The 22,556-nt window shown below is 38.5% G+C and carries 27 protein-coding genes; all 27 read right to left on the bottom strand.

Going from position 1 to position 22,556, the window contains the following annotated elements; all coding sequences use genetic code 11:
- Nucleotides 1-15: 15 nt before the first annotated feature.
- A complete protein-coding gene (locus tag CBF35_RS08980) occupies nucleotides 16-666 on the bottom strand; it encodes a CBS and ACT domain-containing protein (RefSeq protein ID WP_126780286.1) in 651 nt (216 codons plus the stop codon).
- A gap of 3 nt (nucleotides 667-669) precedes the next feature.
- Nucleotides 670-1,374: an ABC transporter ATP-binding protein gene (locus CBF35_RS08975; RefSeq protein ID WP_126780284.1), complete on the bottom strand. Its 705-nt coding sequence runs from the start codon at nucleotides 1,372-1,374 to the stop codon at nucleotides 670-672.
- Complete coding sequence (locus tag CBF35_RS08970; protein ID WP_126780282.1) at nucleotides 1,374-2,150, bottom strand: ABC transporter ATP-binding protein; 777 nt, start codon at nucleotides 2,148-2,150, stop codon at nucleotides 1,374-1,376. The genes CBF35_RS08975 and CBF35_RS08970 overlap by 1 nt, the downstream gene beginning before the upstream one ends.
- Entirely contained in the window at nucleotides 2,128-3,123 is a 996-nt protein-coding gene (locus CBF35_RS08965; RefSeq protein WP_126780279.1) for a branched-chain amino acid ABC transporter permease, read from the bottom strand. The genes CBF35_RS08970 and CBF35_RS08965 overlap by 23 nt, the downstream gene beginning before the upstream one ends.
- Nucleotides 3,124-3,133: 10 nt before the next feature.
- Nucleotides 3,134-4,021 carry a branched-chain amino acid ABC transporter permease gene (locus CBF35_RS08960; RefSeq protein ID WP_126780277.1) on the bottom strand — a complete coding sequence of 296 codons (888 nt, stop codon included), beginning with the start codon at nucleotides 4,019-4,021 and terminating at the stop codon, nucleotides 3,134-3,136.
- Between the two features lie 76 nt (nucleotides 4,022-4,097).
- Nucleotides 4,098-5,252, bottom strand: a complete 1,155-nt coding sequence (locus tag CBF35_RS08955) for an ABC transporter substrate-binding protein (RefSeq protein WP_126780275.1) — start codon at nucleotides 5,250-5,252, stop codon at nucleotides 4,098-4,100.
- Between the two features lie 160 nt (nucleotides 5,253-5,412).
- Entirely contained in the window at nucleotides 5,413-6,285 is an 873-nt protein-coding gene (locus tag CBF35_RS08950) for an ROK family protein (protein WP_126780273.1), read from the bottom strand.
- Between the two features lie 45 nt (nucleotides 6,286-6,330).
- Nucleotides 6,331-6,795: a GNAT family N-acetyltransferase gene (locus CBF35_RS08945; protein ID WP_126780271.1), complete on the bottom strand. Its 465-nt coding sequence runs from the start codon at nucleotides 6,793-6,795 to the stop codon at nucleotides 6,331-6,333.
- The gene (gene yidD, locus CBF35_RS08940; RefSeq protein WP_126780269.1) at nucleotides 6,773-7,069 is read right to left on the bottom strand and encodes a membrane protein insertion efficiency factor YidD; all 297 of its coding nucleotides are present in this window, start codon (nucleotides 7,067-7,069) and stop codon (nucleotides 6,773-6,775) included. Before yidD ends, CBF35_RS08945 begins: the two co-directional genes overlap by 23 nt.
- Nucleotides 7,070-7,167: 98 nt before the next feature.
- Nucleotides 7,168-7,347, bottom strand: a complete 180-nt coding sequence (locus tag CBF35_RS08935; RefSeq protein WP_126780267.1) for a DNA-directed RNA polymerase subunit beta — start codon at nucleotides 7,345-7,347, stop codon at nucleotides 7,168-7,170.
- 23 nt (nucleotides 7,348-7,370) lie between these two features.
- Nucleotides 7,371-8,684, bottom strand: a complete 1,314-nt coding sequence (gene murA, locus CBF35_RS08930) for a UDP-N-acetylglucosamine 1-carboxyvinyltransferase (protein ID WP_126780265.1) — start codon at nucleotides 8,682-8,684, stop codon at nucleotides 7,371-7,373.
- 98 nt (nucleotides 8,685-8,782) lie between these two features.
- On the bottom strand, nucleotides 8,783-9,019 hold the full coding sequence (locus tag CBF35_RS08925) for a DUF1146 family protein (RefSeq protein ID WP_126780263.1): 237 nt from the start codon (nucleotides 9,017-9,019) through the stop codon (nucleotides 8,783-8,785).
- Nucleotides 9,020-9,136: 117 nt separating this feature from the next.
- Nucleotides 9,137-9,556, bottom strand: coding sequence for a F0F1 ATP synthase subunit epsilon (locus CBF35_RS08920; RefSeq protein WP_126780261.1), 420 nt, complete (start codon nucleotides 9,554-9,556; stop codon nucleotides 9,137-9,139).
- Nucleotides 9,557-9,572: 16 nt separating this feature from the next.
- Nucleotides 9,573-10,976, bottom strand: a complete 1,404-nt coding sequence (gene atpD, locus CBF35_RS08915) for a F0F1 ATP synthase subunit beta (protein WP_126780258.1) — start codon at nucleotides 10,974-10,976, stop codon at nucleotides 9,573-9,575.
- An 18-nt stretch (nucleotides 10,977-10,994) separates the two neighbouring features.
- On the bottom strand, nucleotides 10,995-11,915 hold the full coding sequence (locus tag CBF35_RS08910; protein ID WP_126780256.1) for a F0F1 ATP synthase subunit gamma: 921 nt from the start codon (nucleotides 11,913-11,915) through the stop codon (nucleotides 10,995-10,997).
- 17 nt (nucleotides 11,916-11,932) lie between these two features.
- A complete protein-coding gene (gene atpA, locus CBF35_RS08905; RefSeq protein WP_126780254.1) occupies nucleotides 11,933-13,471 on the bottom strand; it encodes a F0F1 ATP synthase subunit alpha in 1,539 nt (512 codons plus the stop codon).
- A 29-nt stretch (nucleotides 13,472-13,500) separates the two neighbouring features.
- Entirely contained in the window at nucleotides 13,501-14,043 is a 543-nt protein-coding gene (gene atpH / locus CBF35_RS08900; RefSeq protein ID WP_126780252.1) for an ATP synthase F1 subunit delta, read from the bottom strand.
- Complete coding sequence (gene atpF / locus CBF35_RS08895; RefSeq protein ID WP_126780250.1) at nucleotides 14,033-14,548, bottom strand: F0F1 ATP synthase subunit B; 516 nt, start codon at nucleotides 14,546-14,548, stop codon at nucleotides 14,033-14,035. Before atpF ends, atpH begins: the two co-directional genes overlap by 11 nt.
- Before the next feature lie 83 nt (nucleotides 14,549-14,631).
- Nucleotides 14,632-14,850 carry a F0F1 ATP synthase subunit C gene (gene atpE, locus CBF35_RS08890; RefSeq protein WP_126780248.1) on the bottom strand — a complete coding sequence of 73 codons (219 nt, stop codon included), beginning with the start codon at nucleotides 14,848-14,850 and terminating at the stop codon, nucleotides 14,632-14,634.
- Between the two features lie 50 nt (nucleotides 14,851-14,900).
- Nucleotides 14,901-15,632 (bottom strand): F0F1 ATP synthase subunit A, encoded by a 732-nt coding sequence (atpB, locus tag CBF35_RS08885; protein WP_126780246.1) that lies wholly within the window; start codon nucleotides 15,630-15,632, stop codon nucleotides 14,901-14,903.
- 424 nt (nucleotides 15,633-16,056) lie between these two features.
- Nucleotides 16,057-16,518 (bottom strand): SsrA-binding protein SmpB, encoded by a 462-nt coding sequence (gene smpB / locus CBF35_RS08880; RefSeq protein WP_126780244.1) that lies wholly within the window; start codon nucleotides 16,516-16,518, stop codon nucleotides 16,057-16,059.
- A 14-nt stretch (nucleotides 16,519-16,532) separates the two neighbouring features.
- A complete protein-coding gene (rnr, locus tag CBF35_RS08875) occupies nucleotides 16,533-18,914 on the bottom strand; it encodes a ribonuclease R (protein ID WP_126780318.1) in 2,382 nt (793 codons plus the stop codon).
- 26 nt (nucleotides 18,915-18,940) lie between these two features.
- On the bottom strand, nucleotides 18,941-19,714 hold the full coding sequence (locus tag CBF35_RS08870; protein ID WP_170174760.1) for an alpha/beta hydrolase: 774 nt from the start codon (nucleotides 19,712-19,714) through the stop codon (nucleotides 18,941-18,943).
- A gap of 84 nt (nucleotides 19,715-19,798) precedes the next feature.
- The gene (gene secG / locus CBF35_RS08865; protein WP_126780239.1) at nucleotides 19,799-20,035 is read right to left on the bottom strand and encodes a preprotein translocase subunit SecG; all 237 of its coding nucleotides are present in this window, start codon (nucleotides 20,033-20,035) and stop codon (nucleotides 19,799-19,801) included.
- A gap of 178 nt (nucleotides 20,036-20,213) precedes the next feature.
- Complete coding sequence (pcp, locus tag CBF35_RS08860; RefSeq protein WP_126780238.1) at nucleotides 20,214-20,861, bottom strand: pyroglutamyl-peptidase I; 648 nt, start codon at nucleotides 20,859-20,861, stop codon at nucleotides 20,214-20,216.
- Between the two features lie 23 nt (nucleotides 20,862-20,884).
- Nucleotides 20,885-21,808, bottom strand: coding sequence for a DUF979 domain-containing protein (locus CBF35_RS08855; protein ID WP_126780237.1), 924 nt, complete (start codon nucleotides 21,806-21,808; stop codon nucleotides 20,885-20,887).
- A complete protein-coding gene (locus CBF35_RS08850; protein ID WP_126780236.1) occupies nucleotides 21,809-22,495 on the bottom strand; it encodes a DUF969 domain-containing protein in 687 nt (228 codons plus the stop codon).
- Nucleotides 22,496-22,556 lie beyond the last annotated feature (61 nt).

The raw sequence follows: 22,556 nt of genomic DNA, 5'->3' as shown, positions 1-22,556 counted from the left end.
TTATGAGATGATGTTTTAAAGCTCTGTTGTTTTAACTGAAAACAACACATTATAACCACGTTCTTTTAACACTGTGCCAACTTCCGCTTCACTGGCATGACTTAATTGTAAAACAATTGTTGGAATTTTTTCATTGCGGTACACAACAAGTTGGACAATATTCATATTATGAGTAGCAAAGATACTTGTTAAGTCTGCTAAGACTCCTTGATGATCCTCTTTAATCTCAATGGCTACTCTAACCCCTGCTTGGTTATAACCAGTGAGTTCTAAGAAAGCATCAAAGATATCATTATTCGTAATGATACCGACTAATTCATGGTTGCTACTACAAACTGGTAAGACACCGACATTCTTCTGACGCATTTGAAAGATCGCCTCTTCGATTAAGGCATCGGCTTCAATTGTCGCCACCTCTTTAATCATAACATCAGCAACTGTCGTTTTGTTTAATAAATAAGTCGCTTCATAAACACTTAAACTAGTGGCTTTTGAAGGCATGGCTTCTTGAATCGTGCCTTCCGTTAATAAACCAATCATTTGATTATTCTCTAAAACCGGTAAACGGTGAATGCCATGCTCCTTCATCAAATCAACAGCATGATTAATTTTAGTCTCTTTAGTGACTGTGACTAGTTTTTTCGACATGTAATTTTCGACAATCATTAATTACCCTCCTAAGTATGCTTTCTGGACGTCTTCACTGGCTAATAATTCTTGACCAGTGCCACTTAAAACGACTTTGCCTGTTTCTAAGACGTAGCCGCGATTGGCAATTGATAAAGCCATATTCGCATTTTGTTCGATTAACAAGACCGTCGTCCCTTGTTTTTGAATATCTTGAATAATATTAAAAATTTCTTTAATAAAAATTGGTGCTAGGCCCATTGATGGCTCATCTAGTAGTAAGAGCTTCGGTTGAGACATTAAGGCTCGCCCCATCGCTAACATTTGTTGTTCCCCACCAGATAACGTCGCTGCATCTTGGGTTTTCCGTTCTGCTAAAATTGGAAAACGCTGAAAAACTTCCGCCATTAAGGCTTTATTCTCAGCCTTGTCTTTTTTTAAGAACGCACCCATTTCAAGATTTTCTAAGACCGTTAAGCCAGGAAAGACGTGGCGTCCTTCTGGAACTTGGGAAAGACCGCTACCGACGATTTTTTGCGGTGGCACTTTTTCTAAGCTTTGGCCTAAAAAATCAATGCTGCCAGTTGTTGGTTTAATTAAACCGGAAATCGTCCGTAAAATAGTTGTCTTTCCTGCTCCATTAGCTCCAACTAAAGAAACAATTTCCCCTTGATTGACTTCAAAACTAACTTTTTTAACGGCTTCAATCACGCCATAATGGACTGATAACTCACTTACTTTTAACATTAGATTTCCCCTCCTAAATAAGCTTGAATAACTTTAGGATTGTTTTTAATTTCTTCAGGACTGCCTTTAGCGATTAAGCGACCGTATTCTAAAACGTATAAGCGTTCGCAAACGTCCATCACTAGGGACATATCGTGCTCAATTAATAAAATAGTAATGCCAAATTCTTTTTGAATTTTACGAATTAACGTCGTTAACTCCGCAGTTTCTTGAGGGTTCATCCCCGCTGCTGGTTCATCTAAAAAGAGCACTTTTGGTTCAGTGGCTAAAGCCCGGACAATTTCTAACCGCCGTTGCTCCCCGTATGGCAAGTTTTTAGCTAAATCATTCACTTTACTTTCTAAATCAAAAATCGCCAAAAGCGCCATGACTTTCTCTTTCATCTCAGCTTCTTGTTGGTAAAACCGAGGCAAACGTAAAACACTTGTTACTAAACCTTGCTTATTATGACCATTCATGGCAATTAAGACGTTGTCTAAAACACTTAACTCTTTAAAGAGGCGGATATTTTGAAACGTTCTCCCTAGCCCTAATTTAGCAATGGTGTAAGGTTTCTTTTTAGTTAATTCCACTTCTTTGCCGGCAATAGTTAATTTAACACTGCCTTCTGTTGGTTCATAGACTCCGGTTAGTAAGTTAAATAAAGTAGTTTTACCGGCGCCATTCGGTCCAATTAAGCCTACGAGTTCGTTATTACCTAATTCGATCGTAACGTCTGAGACAGCCGCTAAACCACCAAAGTTTTTCGTTAAGTTACTGACTGTTAGTAGTGACATCTTGACTGCCTCCTTTGCCTTTAGTTAAAAGTTTTTTAATTGAAAATTCCCAGCTTCCTAGTAAGCCCCCTGGTTTGAAAATCATAATAATAATTAACGCTAACGAATAAATAATCATCCGTAAATCGCCAAAATCTCTTAAGAAATAGTTCAAGACTCCTAAAAGAATCGCTGCCAAGTAAGATCCGGTAATACTACCAATCCCACCAAAGACGACAATAATTAAAATATCCACTGATTTCATAAAACCGAAATCTTTAGGAACAATCATTTGAATGTAACTTGCTTGCAATGAACCTGCCACACTAGCCGTTACTGCACCGATGATAAAGGCCATCACTTTGTATTTCGTTGTATTAACCCCCATTGATTCGGCAGCAATCTCATCTTCTCTGATCGCTAAAGTTGCCCGACCAGCGCCACTGCGAATGTAGTTCGTTATTAAGACAGTCGTTAAGACGACAAAAATGAAGACAACTGGCCAAGTGGCGTAGGCTGGAATACCAAAAACACCAGCAGCACCTCCTGTGACAAAGAAACCTTGTGAAGGGTCATCTTTACCATTAACAATCACAATTCTAATAATTTCAGCGATTCCTAAAGTAGCAATCGCTAAATAATCCCCTTTTAAGCGTAACGTTGGAATACCGACCAAACCTGCCACAATTCCCGCAATTACCATGCCGATCAGAATACTGACAATAAAGCCTAAAAAGGTTGGTAGTTTACTAGCAATAATGGCTGTCGAATACGCACCAATTGCCATAAAGCCCGCATGGCCTAAGGAAAACTGACCTGAAAAACCGATAATTAAGTTTAAACCTGTTGCTAAAATAATATTAATACCAATAATAATTAATAAATCTTCTGTCACTGGATTAATTGCGCCGATCTGTTTTAAGACGAAAATTAAAGCAAAGGCCACTGCGGTAATTCCAAGCCAGACAAGATTATATGTCATGTTCTTTTTCATCTGCTCTCACCTAAACCTTCTCTTTAATATTTTTACCAAGCAAGCCTGCTGGTTTAATTAATAAGATCACAATTAAAATCCCGTAAACAATCGCATCTTTATATTGGGCAAGGCCTGGAATTGGCGAGCCACTAATAAAGGTTTCAATAATACCAATAGCAAAACCACCTAAAGCGGCGCCCGGAATAACGCCAATCCCACCAAACACTGCTGCCACAAAGGCTTTTAAGCCTGGGGTCACTCCCATTAAGGGATCAATACTGTTGTAGTACAAACCAATTAAGACGCCTGCCGCTGCCGCTAAGGCTGAACCAATTGCAAAAGTAAAAGAAATTGTCTGATTCACATTGATGCCCATTAACATCGCAGCATCAGGATCAACACTAACTGCCCGCATGGCTTTCCCCATCTTTGTGCCTTTAACGATAAATTGTAATAAAATCATCAATAAAATCGTCGTCACTAAAATAATTAATTGAATGTTAGAAATCGTGACTAAACCTAAGTCAAAGTTTTTCGGGACAATTCCTTGGGGATAGGGACGAACTTCCGGCCCGACAAAGTAAATCATGCCATTTTGAATTAAAAAGGAGACCCCAATTGCTGTAATCAACGCGGCAATTCGTGTTGACCCTCTTAATGGTCGGTAAGCTAAAAACTCAATGATTACTCCCATTAAGGCACAACCAGACATCGAAATTAATAAGGCTGCTAAAAATGGCAGCTGTAAAGAATTCATTAAATAATAGCCACTGAATGCTCCAAGCATATATATTTCGCCGTGGGCAAAGTTAATTAATTTAATAATACCGTAAACCATTGTATAACCTAAGGCGATTAAGGCGTAAATACTACCTAATGACAAGCCATTTATAAGTTGCTGTAAAAAAATATCCATAGCAAATCCCTTCCGATCTAATTTAAGAAAAAGCAAGGCATAGGCGAACCTATCCTTGCTGATTCACATTTATTTATTAAGGTTGGACAATTTCAGAAGTTGCTTCTTCGCCATTAGTTAAACCGATGACTACTGCTGCTTTAACTGGGTTATGATTTTCATCCATCGTCATTGTTCCCGTGACTCCGACAAATTCTTTTAAGTTAGCCAATTCATCTTTAATTTTTTCGCTATCGGCTTCACCAGCATTTTCAATTGCTGTTTTTAACATGAAGACTGAGTCATAAGCTAAGGCATTAAAAGAACTTGGTGATTTGTCTTTATGTTTTGCTTTAAAATCAGCTACAAAATCAGCAACGGTATCGTTAGCCGGGGCATTTTCCGAAAAGTGTGACGTATAGAAGACATCATTGACATTTTCAGCTCCTGCCACATCAACTAATTTAGAATCCGAGAAGCCGTCCGCACCTAGAATCGGTTGCTTGATTCCCATTTCACGAGCTTGTTTAATAATTAAGCCAGCTTCTGTGTAGTAACCAGGAATGTAGATGAAATCAAAGTCTTTGTCTTTGATTTTAGTTAAAATCGCTTTAAAATCTTTATCCCCTTCAACAAAGTATTCTTTTTCAACAACATCGCCTTTAAATTCATCTTCAAAAGCTTTCGTTAACCCTTTACCGTAGTCACTTGAGTTATCGCCAATGATGACTCCTTTCGTTTTACCCATGTTGTCTGAGGCGTACTTAGCAAGTAAGCTTCCTTGGAATGAATCTTGGTAACTAGTTCTGAAAATATATTCTTGAACTGTTCCGTTAACAACGGTAATTTCATCATTTGTGCCAGATGGTGTAATCGCTGGTACTTTAGCTTTCGTTAAGTTAGGAATCGTCGCTTTGGCAGCACCTGATGTGGCTGGTCCAATAATTGCGACAACTTTATCATTGTTAGTTAAGCTAGCGGTAACTGAAACGGCTTCGGCAGTTTCAGATTTATTGTCTTTTACGACTAATTCAATTTGCTTGCCTAAAATACCACCTTCGTCGTTAATTTTATCGACAGCTAATTCAATCCCATCACGTTCTTGAATCCCATAAGCCGAAACTGCACCAGAGAGTTCTAAATTTACGCCGATTTTAATCGTTTCCCCATCTTTCGCGCTTGATCCTCCGCCACCACATGCTGCCAATAACAGCATTGATGCCCCTAATAAAATACTAAGTCTTTTTTTCATCTTCCGAACCCCCTGATTTTTAATCATTCTCTAACATTTGAGATAAATACAAATATAAGGGATATTTGATTCAATGTCAAGAATTTTCTGACAATTCCGACAAAAGAATTTTAACTCCAATATAAAAAAGAACGAATCCTTAGATTCGTTCTAAACGTGCTTATTTATTCCCTTGATAAAAGCTGGCAACAGCACCAATCAAGTTAGCGTCATTTTTAAACTCACAGATTTTAATGTTTGGTAAGAAATCTTTGATACCGTGCTGGTCAAACAACGCTTTCACTCGTTGATTGACTTCTGGTAACAGATCAGGGTGAGCTGAGACACCTCCGCCAATCACGATACATTCTGGATCTGTTGTAAATTGAATACTAAAAATTCCTCGTGCCACATAATTATAGAAGCTTTCAACCTCAGCTTCAGCAAGCTGATCCCCTTCTTTGGCAAAAGTAAAGACTTCTTGCCCTGAGTAGGTTCCCTTAGGAAGGCCTTTGCTGACACAATAACGCTCTGCCATCTTGACAGCTGTGCCAACTGTACTAAAAGTATTTTCGGCATCCATATAAATCAACCCAAATTCCCCGCCATATAGATGAGCCCCTGTTTGAACTTGACCGTTTTTAATGACGGCGCCACCGACACCAGTCCCCAGAACTAAAAATAAAACATCTTGAAAACCTTTGGCTGCTCCTTGCCAGACTTCAGCAATACCGGCAGAGTTCGCATCATTTTCAAAAGACACTGGTAAATCAAAATAAGTTTCTAATTCAGCCTGAATTGGAAAATGATGAATGTAAGGAATCGCACTAATTCCTTCAATCACACCTTTTTTACGATTGACGGCGCCTGGGGCACTAATTGCCACCCCTTCAAAAGATTCATCAGAAAACCTATCTTTTACCGCTTTCATTTCGCTTTTTAAAGCTTCCCAAGTCTTTGGTGTCGGAAACTCGCCTTGGCTCTCTAAGCGTTCATTAGACCACTTGCCGTACTTAACACCAGTGCCACCCCAATCAAAAGCTAATACTGACATAATTCGACCTCTTTTCATTATAATCTTTACATTATTAGTATACCTTCAATTAATCAATAATTCTAGAATTAATTGATTTTTTAACTGTTGTCCCTCTTCGTAGATCGCTTCAGGATAGTTCTTAATAAAGTAATCCTCGATGACTTCTTTAATTTGAAAGCCACATCGCTGATACAAACGAATCGCCGGGTAGGAAAGATCACCAGTTTTAACAATTAAGCGGGCTTCTGACTGCTGGCGACTTTTTATTTCCTTGATCCCATACTCAACAAGCTCTTGCCCAATTCCCATACTTTGATAAGCTTCAGCCACTGCCAAGTTCATCAATTCGTAGTGATCTTCTGCTTCTTTGTTTAAAACTAAGACTCCTAGAACCTCACTAGTTGAATTAACTTTGACAAAGGTTTCGCTTGTTTTTAAATAAGCCGCAACTAAGCTAGCCTCTGGATCCGCTAAAAGTAACAACTCCCAAGGATAGTCTGACTCATTAGTGATTGCAATGATCGTCATGTTTGTGTACCCTTTCGTATGGTCCGTGATATTCTTGATCTGGGTTTCTCCGTAAACTAAATCTTAATGGCACATAGTCAATCCCACCTTTAATAAAAGGATGACATCTCAAGATCCGACCGATCCCCATGATAAAGCCTTTAAAGCCACCATGAGCGCCAACAGCGTCAAGCATGTACTGAGAACACGTTGGATGGTAACGGCAACGCCTTGGTAAGCCGGGGGAGATATATTTTTGGTAACCACGAACGGTTTTTATAATTATTTTTGACATCTTAATTCCTCGATTTCTATTAACTTCTTTCTATTATAAAGAAGAAGCACCTTTGAAGCAAAATAAAGAGGCTGGAGCAACTCCCAACCTCAATCTGCTTATTTAATAAATTTAAAAATATGGTTCCATGTCTCGCTATCAAAGACATCAGTCGGACGACCTTCTCCAATTACGCCAAAACCAATCATCGTTCCCACAACAAATAGAATAACGGCTAGTAAGACAATGACAATAATTTTTAATAGTTGGCGGATCACGTATTTAGTCGATATTCCCATAACTGACTCCTTATATAGTGAGTTTATTTAATGACTTCAGTTTTTTTGGCTTCCTTGAAAACTTCCTTGCCTGCATTATCAAAGCGTTGGATGTTAGCACCTAAGCCTCTTAGTTTCTCATGAAAATCGTGGTAGCCACGGTCTAAGTATTCAAGATGTGTCACTTTTGTTTGATCCTCAGCGACTAATCCAACTAAAACTAAGGCTGCTGCAGCTCGTAAATCTGTAGCGGCAACTTCAGCACCGTGTAATTTTGCTCGATCGTAAACGTAAGCAACATTGTTATCAATTTTAAAGTTAGCTCCCATTTTAGCCATTTCAACTAAATGTTGGTAACGGTTTTCAAAGACTGTTTCCGTCACAACACTCGTTCCTTCAGCAACTGCTTGTAAGGCACTCATTTGGGCTTGCATATCTGTTGGGAAACCTGGATGAGGTAAGGTTTTGATATTCGTTGATTTCAAGACTTTTGGTCCAACAACCCGAATACCGTCGCCTTCTTCACGAATTTTAACACCCATTTCTCTAAGTTTAGAGATTAGGGGACCATTGTGCTCAATAATCGCTTCTTCAATAAAGATATCCCCTTCAGTCATGGCAGCAGCTACCATAAAGGTTCCTGCTTCAATTCTGTCTTGAACAATCTTATGAGAAATTCCGACTAACTTATCAACGCCTTCAATTCGCATTGTTTCTGTCCCAGCACCAGTGATTTTAGCTCCCATTTTATGAAGAACGTTTGCTAAATCAACAATTTCTGGTTCCCGAGCGACGTTTTCAATAGTTGTGATGCCTTTAGCTTTAACAGCAGCCATCATAATATTTTGAGTGGCACCTACACTAGGGAAATCTAAATAAATCCGAGCCCCTTTTAAGCCATCTTTAGCGATTGCTTCAATGTATCCATCTTCTTGAGTGATCGTTGCTCCTAAAGCTTCTAAGCCTTTTAAATGTAAATCAATTGGACGAGTACCTATGGCACAGCCACCAGGCATCGCTACTCGAGCGTGATTGTTACGGGCTAATAACGGGCCCATCACGACAATTGACGCACGCATTTGGCTAACATATTCATAAGGTGCCTCAACTAATAGTTGACGGCTAGCATCGATTGTCACTGTATTTGTTTCTTGATTAAATTCAATATCAGTATTTAAATGTTTAATTACTTCATTCATCATAAAAACATCAGAAAGAATTGGGACATTATCTAATGTCGTAATACCTTCTTCTGCTAGTAGGCTAGCTGCTAGGATTGGTAAGACAGCATTTTTAGCCCCTTCAATTTTAACGTTTCCGGTTAATTTATTTCCACCTCGAACAATAATATGTTCCATCATGTTCCCCCCAAGTAAATTCAAACAAACTTTTAATAGTATAACACAATGACTAAAAATATTGTAGTAGTCTCGATGTTATTTAATATTCTGTATTATTATCGTAACATTGTAAGCCAAAAGTTTCGCATCAGCTCGAGACACTCCATAAAGAAGGAACTCGCTGTGTAACCTATCGCAATTGCTATTAAGACAAAAATCATGCGAATTTGAATCGAGTTAGTTCGTTTGAAAAAGGTATCAGTTCTAAAGGACTGCATTGCCCAAAATGTCAAATAAATAAAAGCAAAATGACTTGTTAAACGGACTAAGGCTTCAACACCATATACACTCATTTAATTTTCCTTTCAAAAACAAATTTCTAAACCTTCTCAATTCTATCATAGTTTTATAATAAAAAAAAGAAAGAGTGCTTAAAGCACCCTTTCTTCTGATATTCTTATCATTTAACGTTATTTTCTTGACACATTAATACGGTTGATTGCTCGACTTAGAGCTACTTCAGCCCGTTTTAATTGGTCAATATCATGTTCTTTTTTCGCTTCTTCAATCGTCGCTTCAGCTCGTTCTTTGGCTTTTTCAGCCCGTAAGACATCAATTTCTGATGGCTTTTCAGCACTGTCAGCAATAATCGTCACAACATTGTCACGAACTTCCATAATACCACCATTAATGGCAATAATGTCTTGCTCGCTACTATCGCGACTATTTTTAACTCGAACTTCATCAATTTTTAAAGGAACAATAATCGGAGCATGGTTAGGCATGATTCCTAAATCACCATCAACCGTTCGAACAACAACTAGTTGTGCCGCTTGATTGGTGTAGCTTAGGCCATTAGGAGTAACGACCTCTACTTTTAATTTAGCCATCCAGGGACCTCCGTTCTTAATAGCCTAGGTTTTGCGCCTTTTCGATAACTGCATCGATACTACCAACACTTCTAAAGGCTTCTTCAGGTAATTCATCATACTTACCATCTAAAATTTCTTTAAAGCCACGGACTGTTTCCGCCACTGGGACATAAGACCCAACTTGGCCAGTAAACTGTTCCGCCACATGGAAGTTTTGTGATAAGAAGAACTGAACACGACGAGCTCGGCCAACTAAGATTTTTTCTTCGTCAGATAACTCATCCATCCCTAGAATCGCAATAATATCTTGTAGTTCCCGGTATCTTTGTAAAATATGTTGGACTTCTGTCGCAACTTTATAATGTTCAACCCCAACGATTTCTGGTGCCAAAGCCCCTGAAGTTGAAGCTAAAGGATCCACAGCAGGGTAAATACCCATTTCTGTTAAACGGCGTTCCAAGTTAGTCGTTGCATCTAAGTGAGCAAAGGCTGTCGCTGGTGCCGGATCGGTATAGTCATCTGCTGGAACATAAATAGCTTGAATCGAAGTAATTGAGCCTTTTTGAGTTGACGTAATCCGCTCTTGAAGTTGACCCATTTCTGTTGCTAAAGTCGGTTGATAACCAACTGCTGAAGGCATCCGACCTAAAAGGGCTGACACTTCAGAGCCCGCTTGTGTAAAGCGGAAGATATTATCAATAAACAGTAACACATCTTGGCCTTCCACATCACGGAAATATTCAGCAATTGTTAAACCGGTTAAGGCAACCCGCATCCGGGCACCTGGGGGCTCGTTCATTTGACCAAAGACCATGGCAGTTTTTTCAATAACCCCAGATTCTTTCATCTCATAATAAAGGTCATTCCCTTCACGGGTCCGCTCACCAACACCAGTAAAGACTGAAATTCCCCCATGTTCTTGGGCGATATTATTAATTAACTCTTGAATTAAGACAGTTTTACCAACACCGGCTCCACCGAATAACCCAACTTTACCACCTTTTAAATAAGGGGCAAGTAAGTCAATTACTTTAATACCTGTTTCTAAAATTTCAGTACTCGTTGCTAATTGATCAAAAGTTGGGGCTTTTTTATGAATACTACTTTTTTCAATTTCATCGTCAAAAGGTTTTTCTAAATCAATGGTCTCACCTAAAACGTTAAACACTCGTCCTAAGGTTTCTTTACCGACTGGCACAGAGATCGAAGCACCTGTATCAAGTACTTCCATTCCCCGTTGTAAACCGTCTGTTGATTCCATAGCGATTGAACGGATGATACCATCACCAAGTTCAAGGGCTACTTCTAAAACAACTTTTTGTTTTGAGTCAGCTTTATAAACGACTAAGGCGTTGTTTATATCTGGTAAGGATTGATCTAACGGAAATTCCACGTCGACAACGGGACCGATAACTTGTACAATCTTGCCTGAATTCATGACACATTCCTCCCGTTATTACTCTAATGCCGCAGCTCCGCCAACGATTTCCGTAATTTCTTGGGTAATCGCAGTTTGACGGGCACGGTTGTATGAAATAGTTAAATCGTCAATAATATTTTTTGCATTGTCTGTCGCACTCTTCATCGCAGTCATTCTAGCCGCATGTTCAGCGGTTTTGGCATCTAAAATTGCACCATAAATCAAGCTTTCTGCATATTGAGGCAATAGTTTGTCTAAAATTGCATCTTCGCTTGGTTCTAGAATATATTCCAGTTCATAAGTTTTAACTTCACCTGCATCTAAATCAGAGATTGGTAACATTTTTTCCGCTCTAAATTGGGCTGCCAATGAGTTTATGTGATGATTATAACAAACATATAATTCATCAAAAACTTCATTTTCATACATCTGCACAGCCGCTTTAACAATTTTTCGAACTTCATCAAAGGTTGGATGATCGCTAATTCCTCGTAACTCATAGGCAATATTCATGCCACGACTTTTAAAGAATTCTGCACCGGCACTGCCGATGGCCATCATCACATACTCTTCGTCACTCTCATGATCTTCTTGCAACATCGTTAAAGTTTGCTTAATTACCGAACTATTATAACCACCAGCTAAGCCTTTATCGGCTGTAATAACAATATAACCGGTTTTTTTAATCGGTCTTGAAATTAACATACTATGGTAATCATCTGGATTCTCATCTTCAAATAAATCGACTTCCCGCTCACCTTCAATTAACTCTAACTGAGTGACTGCTAGGTGAGTAACGATTTCCCGAACTTTTTCCGAATATTTTTGGAAATTACGAGAATTCGCTTCTGATTTATTTAATTTTGAACCTGAAACCATTTGCATAGCGCTAGTAATTTGACTGGTTTTTTTTGTTGAGGTGATTTTTCGTTTAATTTCAATTAATGATTCAGCCACACAAACTCACCATCCTTTTAAGCGTCTGCTGTCTCTTCATTAGCAACTTGATTCGTGGCAGCAAAGATTTCTTTGTACTCTTTAATTGCGCCGTCGATTTCAGCTGATTCAGGTAGACCTTTCGTCTTGCTAATATGGGTGAATATTTCTGGGTAATTATCGTCAATATGATCAAATAATTCACTTTCAAATCGTAAAATATCATCTACTGGAATACTGTCTAAGAAACCATGAGTCAAGGCGTACAAAATCGTGACTTGTTTTTCAACAGCCAAAGGTTTGTGTAGATCTTGTTTTAAGATTTCGACTGTCCGACGACCACGGTTTAATTTAGCTTGCGTTGCTGCATCTAAATCAGAACCGAATTGAGTAAAGGCTTCTAATTCACGGAAACTCGCTAAATCTAAACGAAGGGTTCCAGCAACTTTTTTCATTGCTTTAATTTGAGCAGAGCCACCTACCCGGGAAACGGATAAACCAGCATCGACTGCTGGACGGACGCCTGAATAAAACAAATCGTTTTGTAAATAAATTTGACCGTCAGTAATCGAAATGACGTTCGTTGGAATGTACGCTGAAATATCACCAGCTTGGGTTTCAACGAACGGCAAAGCTGTCATTGAACCACCACCAAGATCTTCACTTAACTTAGCTGCACGTTCTAATAAACGTGAGTGTAAGTAGAAGACGTCTCCTGGGTAAGCTTCCCGACCTGGCGGACGACGTAATAGTAAAGACAGTTCTCGGTAAGCTGCCGCTTGTTTTGATAAATCATCAAAAACAACTAAGACATGCTTGCCGTTATACATAAATTCTTCACCAATCGTTGTTCCAGCGTAAGGTGCAATGTATAACAATGGCGCAGGCTGTGAGGCACTGGCGGTAACAACGATTGTATAGTCCATGGCACCGAAACGTTTCAGTGTTTCCACTTGGTTACGAACCGTTGATTCTTTTTGACCAATGGCAACATAAATACAAATCATGTCTTGACCTTTTTGGTTAATAATTGTATCAATCGCAATTGAGGTTTTCCCTGTTTTACGGTCACCAATAATTAACTCACGTTGACCACGACCGATTGGTACTAAGGCATCAATCGCTTTTAAGCCTGTTTGTAATGGTTCATCAACAGATTGACGTTGCATTACTCCTGGGGCAGGTGATTCAATCGGACGGTTTTTTGTCGTCTTAATATCACCTAAACCATCAACTGGTTGGCCTAAAGGATTAATGACACGACCGATTAGCGCTTCACCAACTGGCACTTCCATGATTTTTCCTGTGCGTTTGACTTTATCGCCTTCACGAATTGTTTCAAAATCCCCTAAGACAATAATCCCAACATCATTAGATTCCAAGTTTTGAGCCATTCCATATGCTCCATTTGAAAACTCTAATAGTTCACCACTCATGGCATTCTCTAAACCATAGGCACGAGCAATCCCGTCACCAACATAAGTAACGACACCGACTTCATCGACAGCTAAAGCATCGGCGTAATTGGCGATTTGTTGTTTAATGAGCGCACTGATTTCTTTTGCTTTAATGCTCATCTATCTTCACCTCTTTTTTCTCATTTACCTTACTTCAATAGTTCTTTGTGCATCGCGTCTAATTGTTTTTGGACACTATTATCAATGACTTTATGATTGGCACTTACGATTAAACCACCTAAAATTTCGGGTTTAACTTTTTTTCTTAAAATAACTTTTTTGTAATCATAACGTTTGGCGATTTCAGTTTCGATTCGTTCCGACTGGGAATCATTTAGTTCCACAGCTGAAGTGACTTCAGCGACTAAAATGCCTTTGTTATCATAGTAAAAATGTTCGAACTCATCAATAATTTGCGGAATTTCATCCATCCGACCGTATTCGTAAATCACTCGTAAAAACTTAGAAATTGTTTCGCCAAAGTCTTTATCTAATTCATGTAAGATATCAACTTTTTCAAAAGGTTCTAAGCGATCATCACTTAAAATTCGGCCTAATTCAGGAACTTCTTCATAAATTTCTCGTAAGGCTACTAGTTCTTCATGAATTTCGTCTAAATGGTGCTCTTCTTTCGACGTATCATAGAGGACTTTTCCGTAGCGACGATCAATCGTTAAGTTTTCAGTCTTCATGAGTTGTTCCCAGCCCTTCAATATAAGAATTAATTAACTCAGTATGAGTGTCTTGGTTTAATTCTTTTTTCAATATTTTAGCGGCTATTTGAATAGATAGATCTGCAACTTCACGTCTCGCAGACTCAATGATTTGTTCTCTTTCTATCGCGACGTCTTTTTCAGCTTTTTCACGATAATTTTGCGCATTACGCTTCGCTTCAGTAATAATGTTTTCAGCACTAACTTCGGCATTGTCTTTAGCACGTTTAATAATTCCCGCGGCTTCAGCTTTAGCTTTCGTTAACTCAACTTCACTTTTCTTAGCAAGGTCAGTAGCATCTATTTTTGCTTGCTCTGCTCCATCAATTTCATTAGCGATTTTTTCAGCTCGCTCATCGAGCATTTTTGTCATTGGTCCCCATGCAAACTTTTTAATAAGTAGCATTAATAGTAAAAACGAGATGCTGACAAAAGCCATAGTTGTAAGGGTAGTAGTACTACCTACGACTAAATTGTTGATCATAATCGCTCGCACTTCCTCTCTCAATTATATAGAAAGAAAGCAGAGACGGTTGCCCGATAGATTTCGGCGTCCTGCCTTCGTGTTTAATTTCCTAAGAATACTAATAGTAAAGCTACAACGATACCTAAAATTGGCACCGCTTCAATTAGTCCAGCACCGATAAACATTGTACTTCTTAATTCACCTGACATTTCAGGTTGACGAGCCATACACTCTAGTGTTTTTGAAATAACTTTTCCGTTACCGTATGCGGCCGCGATTGCTGATCCGAATACTGCGATTGATGCTGCGATGTAATTCATAATTAATTTCCTCCTAATATTCCGTTACTTGATTTATAAAACAATTATTATTAGTGTTCCGCCACAACTTTGTGTGAAAGATACACCATTGATAATGTCACAAAAATAAATGCTTGAATCCCTCCAATAAAGATGGAGAATCCGATCCAAATCATTTCTAATGGGATTGCTGGAACGGCACTTAATAAGCCTTTGCTTCCGGCAAATGTTGAGATCAATGTTAGTAAAACTTCCCCGGCATAAATATTTCCGTATAAACGTAGACCTAACGTTAAGACGTTAGTAAATTCTTCCATTAGTTTAATCGGCATTAAAAACTTAGCTGGTTCAGCGAAACTATTCGTGAAATAACCTTTAATCCCAAATTTCTTCATTCCGAAATAGTTTGTTAGTAAGATTACGATTGCTGCTAACGTTAATGTAACTAACGGATCGGCAGTCGGGCTTTTCCAAAAACTGATTTCTTCTCCCTGAGTGTTATGAACACCGATTTTTGTTACCAACCCGATTAGATTGGAAACCAAAACAAATAAAAACATTGTAAAAGCCAACAAATGATAATTTCTGACTTCTTTGCTAGGTAAATTGTCCGAAACTATTTTGCGAACAAAATCCATCACCATCTCTAAGACGTTTTGTTTACCTGTGGGCTTTAGTTGCAGATTCCTAGAACAATAAAACACAAAGGCAAAAATGATTGCACATGTTAAGAGAATCATTAAGCAAACTGTTACATCAAAATCATATCCAGCCAAATTAACAATCCAGGATTTTTCTTCCATATTACTTCACCTCTTTTCCAAAGAGAAGATAAAAATAACAAAAATAATAACTAAGAAACACTGTATAAGTTTTTTCTTATAAAGCTATTACTTATCGCTACTCGACATTGATATAATACCACCATTCTCACAAAAACACAAAGGTTTTCATGAAAATAACTCAATTTCTTTCACGTTGTTACTACTATGCACTTATCTTGTTCTCTCTTAGGTTTTGTTAAACTTTAAAACAAGCTAAAACTATTCATTTATTTGTTTGGTTTTACTTTAATCAATTCTCCTCTCGCATAAAAAGTCACTTACTCCCCTATCGTATCAAATATCGCGAGGTTTTTAAAGATATATGTGAATTATTTACACTTCTTTAGAGAAATATCTTTTTTTAAAGGCATTCCACAAAAAAAAGATGCTAAAATAGCATCTTTTAATAACGTTCTTTCAAAGCTCGGGCAATTTCCCGGTTTTGATCTTTACGTTTCAAATCTTCACGTTTGTCATATTGTTTCTTACCTTTAGCAATCCCAATTAAAACTTTAGCGTACCCATTTTTAATATAGACTTTCAATGGCACTAAAGTAATTCCAGGATTTTTAGTTTCACCAATCAACATGTCGATTTGTTTTTTACGCATTAACAATTTTCTTGTCCTCAAAGGTTCATGATTAAAGAGATTTCCTTGTTCATAAGGGCTGATGTGAACGTTATGTAGATAAACCTCACCGTGACGTACTTTAGCGAAACCATCTTTTAAGTTAATTCGTCCTGCTCTAATGGCTTTGATCTCAGTCCCTTTTAGGACTAAGCCCGCTTCAATTGTCTCCATAATAGTAAAATCATGCCGGGCCTTGCGGTTTTGGGCAATTAGTTTTCCTTCATGTTTAGGCATAAAACGACCTCCAACTATTTAGACTTTTTCTTCTTGTTATTTGTTTTCTTTTTCTTAGCAACTTCCTTATAAAAAGGTTTCTTACTTGCTGCTTTTTTCTTTTTATTCCCTTGATTTTGACGGTAGTCCGTCGGTTTGTTTGATTTCTTATCCCGATTGCCACGACCTGGCGCTTCACGACGAGGACGTTTTTGTTCTTTTGGTATCTCAACCTTCTCATTTTCAGGGACTTCTTCGGAAGAAATCATTTCAAAATCGATTTCCCGGGTAGTTGTATCAGCTTTAGTCACTTTGATGACTACTTTTTGACCAATCTTATAGGTGACACCTGTTCGTTCGCCAACTAACGCTAAGTGACTTTCGACGAAATGGAAGTAATCCGGCAATTTAGTAATGTGAATTAAGCCCTCTACTGTGTTTGGCAATTCGATAAAGAGTCCAAACTTAGTAACTGATCCAATGACGCCAGCAAATTCTTCGCCAACTTTGTCCTGCATAAATTCAGCTTTTTTCAGACTGTCTGTGTCCCGTTCAGCATCAACTGCTCGACGTTCCATTTGTGAGCTATGAACCGCAATTTCTGGTAACGCTTCGGCCCACTTCTCTTTCGTAGCTTCCAAAATTGGTTTTGTCATGTAAGCTTTAATCAAGCGATGGACAATCAAATCTGGGTAACGACGAATAGGTGAAGTGAAGTGCGTATAGTCTTCCGCAGCTAAGCCGTAATGGCCGGCAGGGTCATCACTGTATTTCGCTTGTTGCATACTGCGAAGTAACATTTTATTGATTACCGCTTCTTCTGGCTTACCAGAAATTTGTTCTAAGACTTCTTGTAATGCTTTAGGAGTGATGTCTTCTTTTGTTCCTTTTACTAGAATACCAAAGTTTGTAGCAAATTCAAAGAAACGTTGCATTTTATCTTCTTTTGGTTGCTCGTGGATTCGGTAAATAAATGGTAACTTAGCATCAGTAAAGTGCTTTGCGACGGTTTCATTAGCGATTAACATAAATGATTCGATTAAGCGTTCGCCAACTCCCCGACTTCGTAAGACAATATCAATTGGATGGCCGGCTTCATCGACAATGATGCCTGCTTCACGATCTTCAAAAGAAATCGCTCCCCGTTCTTGACGCATCGCTTCTAAAATTTGGTGAAGTTCACCCATGTCAGTAAACATCGGTACTAGTTCTTGATAACGTTCTAACGTTTCAGGTAATTGTTCATCTAAGATTTCATTGACTGCACTATAAGTCATTCTTTCTGTGGTTTCAATCACACTTTCAAAAATATCATGACTGACTACTTTTCCTTGTTGATTGATTTCCATTTCACAACTCATTGCTAGACGTGGCACATGAGGATTCAGGGAACAAATGCCATTTGATAAACGATGAGGAATCATCGGAATTACCCGATCAGTTAAATAAACACTTGTTGCGCGGTCAGCAGCTTCTAAATCCATTGGGCTACCTTCTGTAACATAGTGTGAGACATCAGCAATGTGGACACCTAAAAAGAAGTTGCCATTAGCTAGTTTTTTAACAGTTACAGCATCATCTAAATCCTTCGCCTCAGCTCCATCGATTGTCACAATTCTTTGACCTCGTAAATCACGACGGCCTTGGATGTCACTTTCACTGATTTCATCAGCAATTTGATCGGCGTGAGCTAAGGCTTCTTTAGGGAATTCAGTTGGAATACCATGTTGCATCACAATACTTAAAATATCCATCCCAGGATCATTTTTATGACCAACTGTTTGCTTGACTAAGCCTTCTAGAGAAGTACCGAAACCAGGCTCTGGGTAATGCGTCACTTCGACGACACAAATCGAGCCTTCCACTGGTTGAATGCCTTCAGCAGCAATCAGAATTTGATAATTACTTAGTTTTTTATCTTGTGGTACAACATAACCATATAAATCAGTCTCTTGGCGTTTCTCGGTATCGTATGGGAAAAATTCGCCCACAACTTGAGTCATTGACCGTTGAACAATCCCGACAACTTTCCCTTCTGCCGTTCTACCTTCTAAATGGTTAGCTGGTTGAATAATATCGATTTGAACTGTATCACCATTTAAGGCGTAACCGGTGTTTTCTTTCGAGACATAGACGTCGCTTTCTTCGCCTTCGATTGAGACAAAACCAAAGCCACGCTCATTGGCACGGAAGATCCCTTCAACTAACACTTCTTTAGCGGGCAATTTAATTTTTCCTTTTTGGGTAAAGACAACACTCTTCTCCCGTTCCATCATAGCAATTGTTTTAACTAAGGATTTAAAGTCAGCACTTTGCTCTAAACCAAGCCCGGCACTAATTTCTTCCATCGAAAAACTTTGTTTTTGACTGTCAGCCAGAAAACTTAAGATTTTTTCTTTAATTGTTTCTTTCATTATTTCTCCTTGAGACAAGCTTCACCTGTTTAATTTTCTAAAGGTGCTTGCCAGTTTAATTTATTCGTAAATGTCAATATATCTTCTTGTAATTGTAGCTTCTCAGGTCCTACAGTAATCACATGACCACTTTCTGGATACCATTTAACTTCTACTGGTGATTTTTTTAATTGGGCTTCTGTTAAATAGACAGATTGCGGGTCGATCATCAAATCTTTGCCAGCCTGAACTAATAAGCTGGGCTGTTCTACCTCAGCCATTTTATAGAAAACCTCACTTGTAAATTTTTTTATTTCAGCAATTTGAGCTTGCACAGCTTTTTCAATCATTGGCAATCGACTAGTGATTTCAGCCTCAGCCACACTCGCTTTTTTCATTGCCGTTTTGGCATACCATAAAAAAGATGGGATAATATTAGTCTTTGACTCTGCGATGATTGGCGAACAAAGTGGTCCGCCACCAATAATCACTTCTGGGTAATCTTCCATGGCGCTCATTGCAAAGATTCCGCCCAGTGATAAACCAAAGATTGCTAATTCTTGATGACCTTCTTTTTGCATAAACTCAATGCTTTGGCGTAAGTTTTCTTGCCATAATTTTGGTCCTGCTTGTAAGATATCTTCCGGTCGTTCTGTTCCGTGACCGCTAAACATTGGTAATAACACACTATAACCAGCTTTATTTAGATAGCGTCCTAATTGACGAACATCATTGGGGCTCCCAGTGTAGGCGTGCATTAAAATCACCCCACGTTGACCACCTTTAAAATACGTTGTCTTTGGTAACACTACTTTAGCTTCCATGCTCATTCACTCCGACTCTAATTTATTTACTAACTCTATTGTACCTAAAAAAGCCTCCTGTTCAAAACAGGAGGCTTTTGCTCATTACTTAGATGATAAGTAGGCTAATAATAAAGCTACAACTACCCACGATACGCCTAATACGGCAGTTATCTTTTGCATAACAGCTTCAAACCCACGCGCTTTTTGTTTACCGAATAATTGATCTGCACCACCCGAAAACGCACTAGCCGCACTGTTTTGTTTACTAGGTTGCATCATTACTGCAATTATGATTAAGATTGATATAACAATCATGACTCCCAATAAAAAATTATACACGTGTTGAAACCTCCCTGTTCTATACATATTGACATCTAACTAATCTTATCACAATTTTTTTATAATTACTAGGATTTTCACAACATTTTTCTGAAATTTCTTCAAAAATAATCTACTAACTTCTTCACTAACTATTAGCTAAAGACTTCTCTTTCTAGTCTAGCTTTGATTCTCTTACTTAATGTTCTGCCCCACCAATAATTTTCATATCCCCTAAGTCATGTAATTCTACGACTTTTTCTAAAGCAGCAGCCAGACCTTTCGAGATATCAGCAATACTCATTGACGGTTGATTCGGTTTAGAAACGACTTGCTCATGAATAAAAGGAACGTGCATAAAGCCCCCTTTAATCTCTGGATAGTCAGTAGCAATTAAATATTGAACTTGGTACATAATATGATTACAAACAAAAGTCCCGGCACTGTTAGACACACTAGCAGGTAAACCAGCCGCTTTCATGCCTTCAACCATTCCTTTGACGGGTAACTGGCTAAAGTAAGCTGGGGCCCCAGTCTTTTGAATCAGTTCATCAATCGGTTGTTGCCCGATATTATCAGGAATCCGCGCATCATCGATGTTAATTGCTACTCGCTCTGGCGTTAAACCAAAACGGCCACCAGCTTGCCCAACATTTAAAACTACCCCTGGTTTCTCCGCTTCAATCGCTGCTTTAACAACTTTCGCTGATTCTTTAAAGACCGTTGGAATTTCTAACTTAATAATCTCGGCTCCGGCAATCACTTCTGGTAATAATTTTACTGCCTCCCAAGCTGGATTAATCGTTTCCCCACCAAAGGGATCAAAACCTGTCACTAAAATTTTCATAGTTGTCGCTCCTTTTATCTTTTTTAAAATGCCCAAACATACATCAAACTAATATGAATCACAATTAACAATAAAGCAACAGGTGCTTGAGCTTTAATCACGGCATTTTTGTCTTTAATTTCTAACAAGGCTACTGGCAGTGTATTAAAGTTAGCGGCCATCGGTGTTAACAATGTGCCACAAAAACCAGCTGTCATCGCCAAAGTTGCGGCCACCATTGGATCGCCACCTTGCATGACAACGAAAGGAATCCCAATCCCTGCCGTAATTACTGTAAAAGCAGCAAACGCATTTCCCATGACCATCGTAAAAATAACCATGCCTAAAACATAGGCTGTGACACCTAAAAATTTGTTTCCTTCGGGAATAACTGTTGAAATGCCAGATGAGATAACCTCACCGACACCAGCTTTCATGAAGATAACTCCTAAAGCAGCTAGTAATTGAGGTAAAATCCCCGTCGGACCAACTTGTTGAATCATGCGATCGCTATCAGCTAACACTGTTTGCCGTGATGGTTTCGCTAATAAGATGACGATGATCAATGAACCAAGAGAACCTAAACCAATGCCAACTTGACCACCAAGAGGCGTAAACTGAGTAATCAATACGGCAATGACTGCTAAAGAAATACACGGAATAAAGATTCTATTGCCAATTCTTTCTGAGGCAGCTTGGGACTCTGCTTCTTCTAAAGGAATCAACTCACCAATCTTGACTTGTTTCGTACCAGTTAACATACCTAGTAAAACAACTAACACGCCGTTAACTAAATCAGGCAAGATATTTCCTAGGGCAAATAAGACTCCTAAGACTAACCAAAATAAACTTGTTCCAAAACGAGCTGGATGATTTTTCAAACGTAAGACTCGAAAGCCGGTTGTTGCCAACAAAATACCGATGATGGCATAAAAGAATTCTAAAAAGTATTTAATAAAAGCTTCCATCTAACGTTCCTCCAGTGAATTATTTTTACCGTACTTGCGCTTTAAGTAGTTATCAAAGGTTTGGTGCCATAAACCAACTAGCACTAAAGTAATTAAAGCGATTGGAATGGATCTTAAGGCAATATCTACGCCAGTCATTGGGTAGCCAAGAGAATCCATCGTTCCGACAATTAGTAACGTGCCTGCTGAAGCGATAAAGGTGTTTTGAGCAAAAAAGTTACCGAAATTATCTGAAGCTGCTGCCATGGCTTTAATTTTTTCCCGATCTTTTGTTTCTAGTTCACCATGTTCTGTCGTTGCTGCAGCATCTGCCATTGGTTGAACTAAGGGACGAATAAACTGAGTTTGTCCTTGAACCCTAATTGACAATGTCCCTGAGAGTTCGCGAATTAACGTGTATAAGGTTAAAAAACGACCTGGTGTTAACCCTTTAATTTTTTCAATTAAATAAACCGCCCGTTGGCGTAAGCCAAAACGCTCGGATAAACCAATCATCGGTAGCGTTAGGAAAAAAATTGTAACTAAACGATTATTCACAAAGGCACTACCTAGTAACTCTAAAAACTCGACAATTGAAATCCCTGAAACTAATGCGGTAGATAAGCCGGCTATAATAACAACTGCTATTGTGTCTAACTTTAAAATAAACCCTAATAAAATAATAACTATACCAATTAATTTGATCATTATCTCACTCCTTGTTTTCTTAGAATGTTCTCATAATATCACAAAACAAGTTGAGATAACA

The organism is Vagococcus salmoninarum (genome assembly GCF_003987495.1).
GTDB classification, from domain to species: domain Bacteria; phylum Bacillota; class Bacilli; order Lactobacillales; family Vagococcaceae; genus Vagococcus_D; species Vagococcus_D salmoninarum.
Note: the sequence above shows the minus strand (reverse complement) of the source record. Positions and strands in the feature narration are given on the sequence as shown.

Excerpts from the sequence above, each read along its gene's own strand:
- CBF35_RS08980 (WP_126780286.1), bottom strand. The coding sequence starts at position 666 with ATGATTGTCGAAAATTACATGTCGAAAAAACTAGTCACAGTCACTAAA.
- CBF35_RS08975 (WP_126780284.1), bottom strand. The coding sequence starts at position 1,374 with ATGTTAAAAGTAAGTGAGTTATCAGTCCATTATGGCGTGATTGAAGCC.
- CBF35_RS08970 (WP_126780282.1), bottom strand. The coding sequence starts at position 2,150 with ATGTCACTACTAACAGTCAGTAACTTAACGAAAAACTTTGGTGGTTTA.
- CBF35_RS08965 (WP_126780279.1), bottom strand. The coding sequence starts at position 3,123 with ATGAAAAAGAACATGACATATAATCTTGTCTGGCTTGGAATTACCGCA.
- CBF35_RS08960 (WP_126780277.1), bottom strand. The coding sequence starts at position 4,021 with ATGGATATTTTTTTACAGCAACTTATAAATGGCTTGTCATTAGGTAGT.
- CBF35_RS08955 (WP_126780275.1), bottom strand. The coding sequence starts at position 5,252 with ATGAAAAAAAGACTTAGTATTTTATTAGGGGCATCAATGCTGTTATTG.
- CBF35_RS08950 (WP_126780273.1), bottom strand. The coding sequence starts at position 6,285 with ATGTCAGTATTAGCTTTTGATTGGGGTGGCACTGGTGTTAAGTACGGC.
- CBF35_RS08945 (WP_126780271.1), bottom strand. The coding sequence starts at position 6,795 with ATGACGATCATTGCAATCACTAATGAGTCAGACTATCCTTGGGAGTTG.
- yidD (WP_126780269.1), bottom strand. The coding sequence starts at position 7,069 with ATGTCAAAAATAATTATAAAAACCGTTCGTGGTTACCAAAAATATATC.
- CBF35_RS08935 (WP_126780267.1), bottom strand. The coding sequence starts at position 7,347 with ATGGGAATATCGACTAAATACGTGATCCGCCAACTATTAAAAATTATT.
- murA (WP_126780265.1), bottom strand. The coding sequence starts at position 8,684 with ATGGAACATATTATTGTTCGAGGTGGAAATAAATTAACCGGAAACGTT.
- CBF35_RS08925 (WP_126780263.1), bottom strand. The coding sequence starts at position 9,019 with ATGAGTGTATATGGTGTTGAAGCCTTAGTCCGTTTAACAAGTCATTTT.
- CBF35_RS08920 (WP_126780261.1), bottom strand. The coding sequence starts at position 9,556 with ATGGCTAAATTAAAAGTAGAGGTCGTTACTCCTAATGGCCTAAGCTAC.
- atpD (WP_126780258.1), bottom strand. The coding sequence starts at position 10,976 with ATGAATTCAGGCAAGATTGTACAAGTTATCGGTCCCGTTGTCGACGTG.
- atpA (WP_126780254.1), bottom strand. The coding sequence starts at position 13,471 with ATGAGCATTAAAGCAAAAGAAATCAGTGCGCTCATTAAACAACAAATC.
- atpH (WP_126780252.1), bottom strand. The coding sequence starts at position 14,043 with ATGAAGACTGAAAACTTAACGATTGATCGTCGCTACGGAAAAGTCCTC.
- atpF (WP_126780250.1), bottom strand. The coding sequence starts at position 14,548 with ATGATCAACAATTTAGTCGTAGGTAGTACTACTACCCTTACAACTATG.
- atpE (WP_126780248.1), bottom strand. The coding sequence starts at position 14,850 with ATGAATTACATCGCAGCATCAATCGCAGTATTCGGATCAGCAATCGCG.
- atpB (WP_126780246.1), bottom strand. The coding sequence starts at position 15,632 with ATGGAAGAAAAATCCTGGATTGTTAATTTGGCTGGATATGATTTTGAT.
- smpB (WP_126780244.1), bottom strand. The coding sequence starts at position 16,518 with ATGCCTAAACATGAAGGAAAACTAATTGCCCAAAACCGCAAGGCCCGG.
- CBF35_RS08870 (WP_170174760.1), bottom strand. The coding sequence starts at position 19,714 with ATGGAAGCTAAAGTAGTGTTACCAAAGACAACGTATTTTAAAGGTGGT.
- pcp (WP_126780238.1), bottom strand. The coding sequence starts at position 20,861 with ATGAAAATTTTAGTGACAGGTTTTGATCCCTTTGGTGGGGAAACGATT.
- CBF35_RS08855 (WP_126780237.1), bottom strand. The coding sequence starts at position 21,808 with ATGGAAGCTTTTATTAAATACTTTTTAGAATTCTTTTATGCCATCATC.
- CBF35_RS08850 (WP_126780236.1), bottom strand. The coding sequence starts at position 22,495 with ATGATCAAATTAATTGGTATAGTTATTATTTTATTAGGGTTTATTTTA.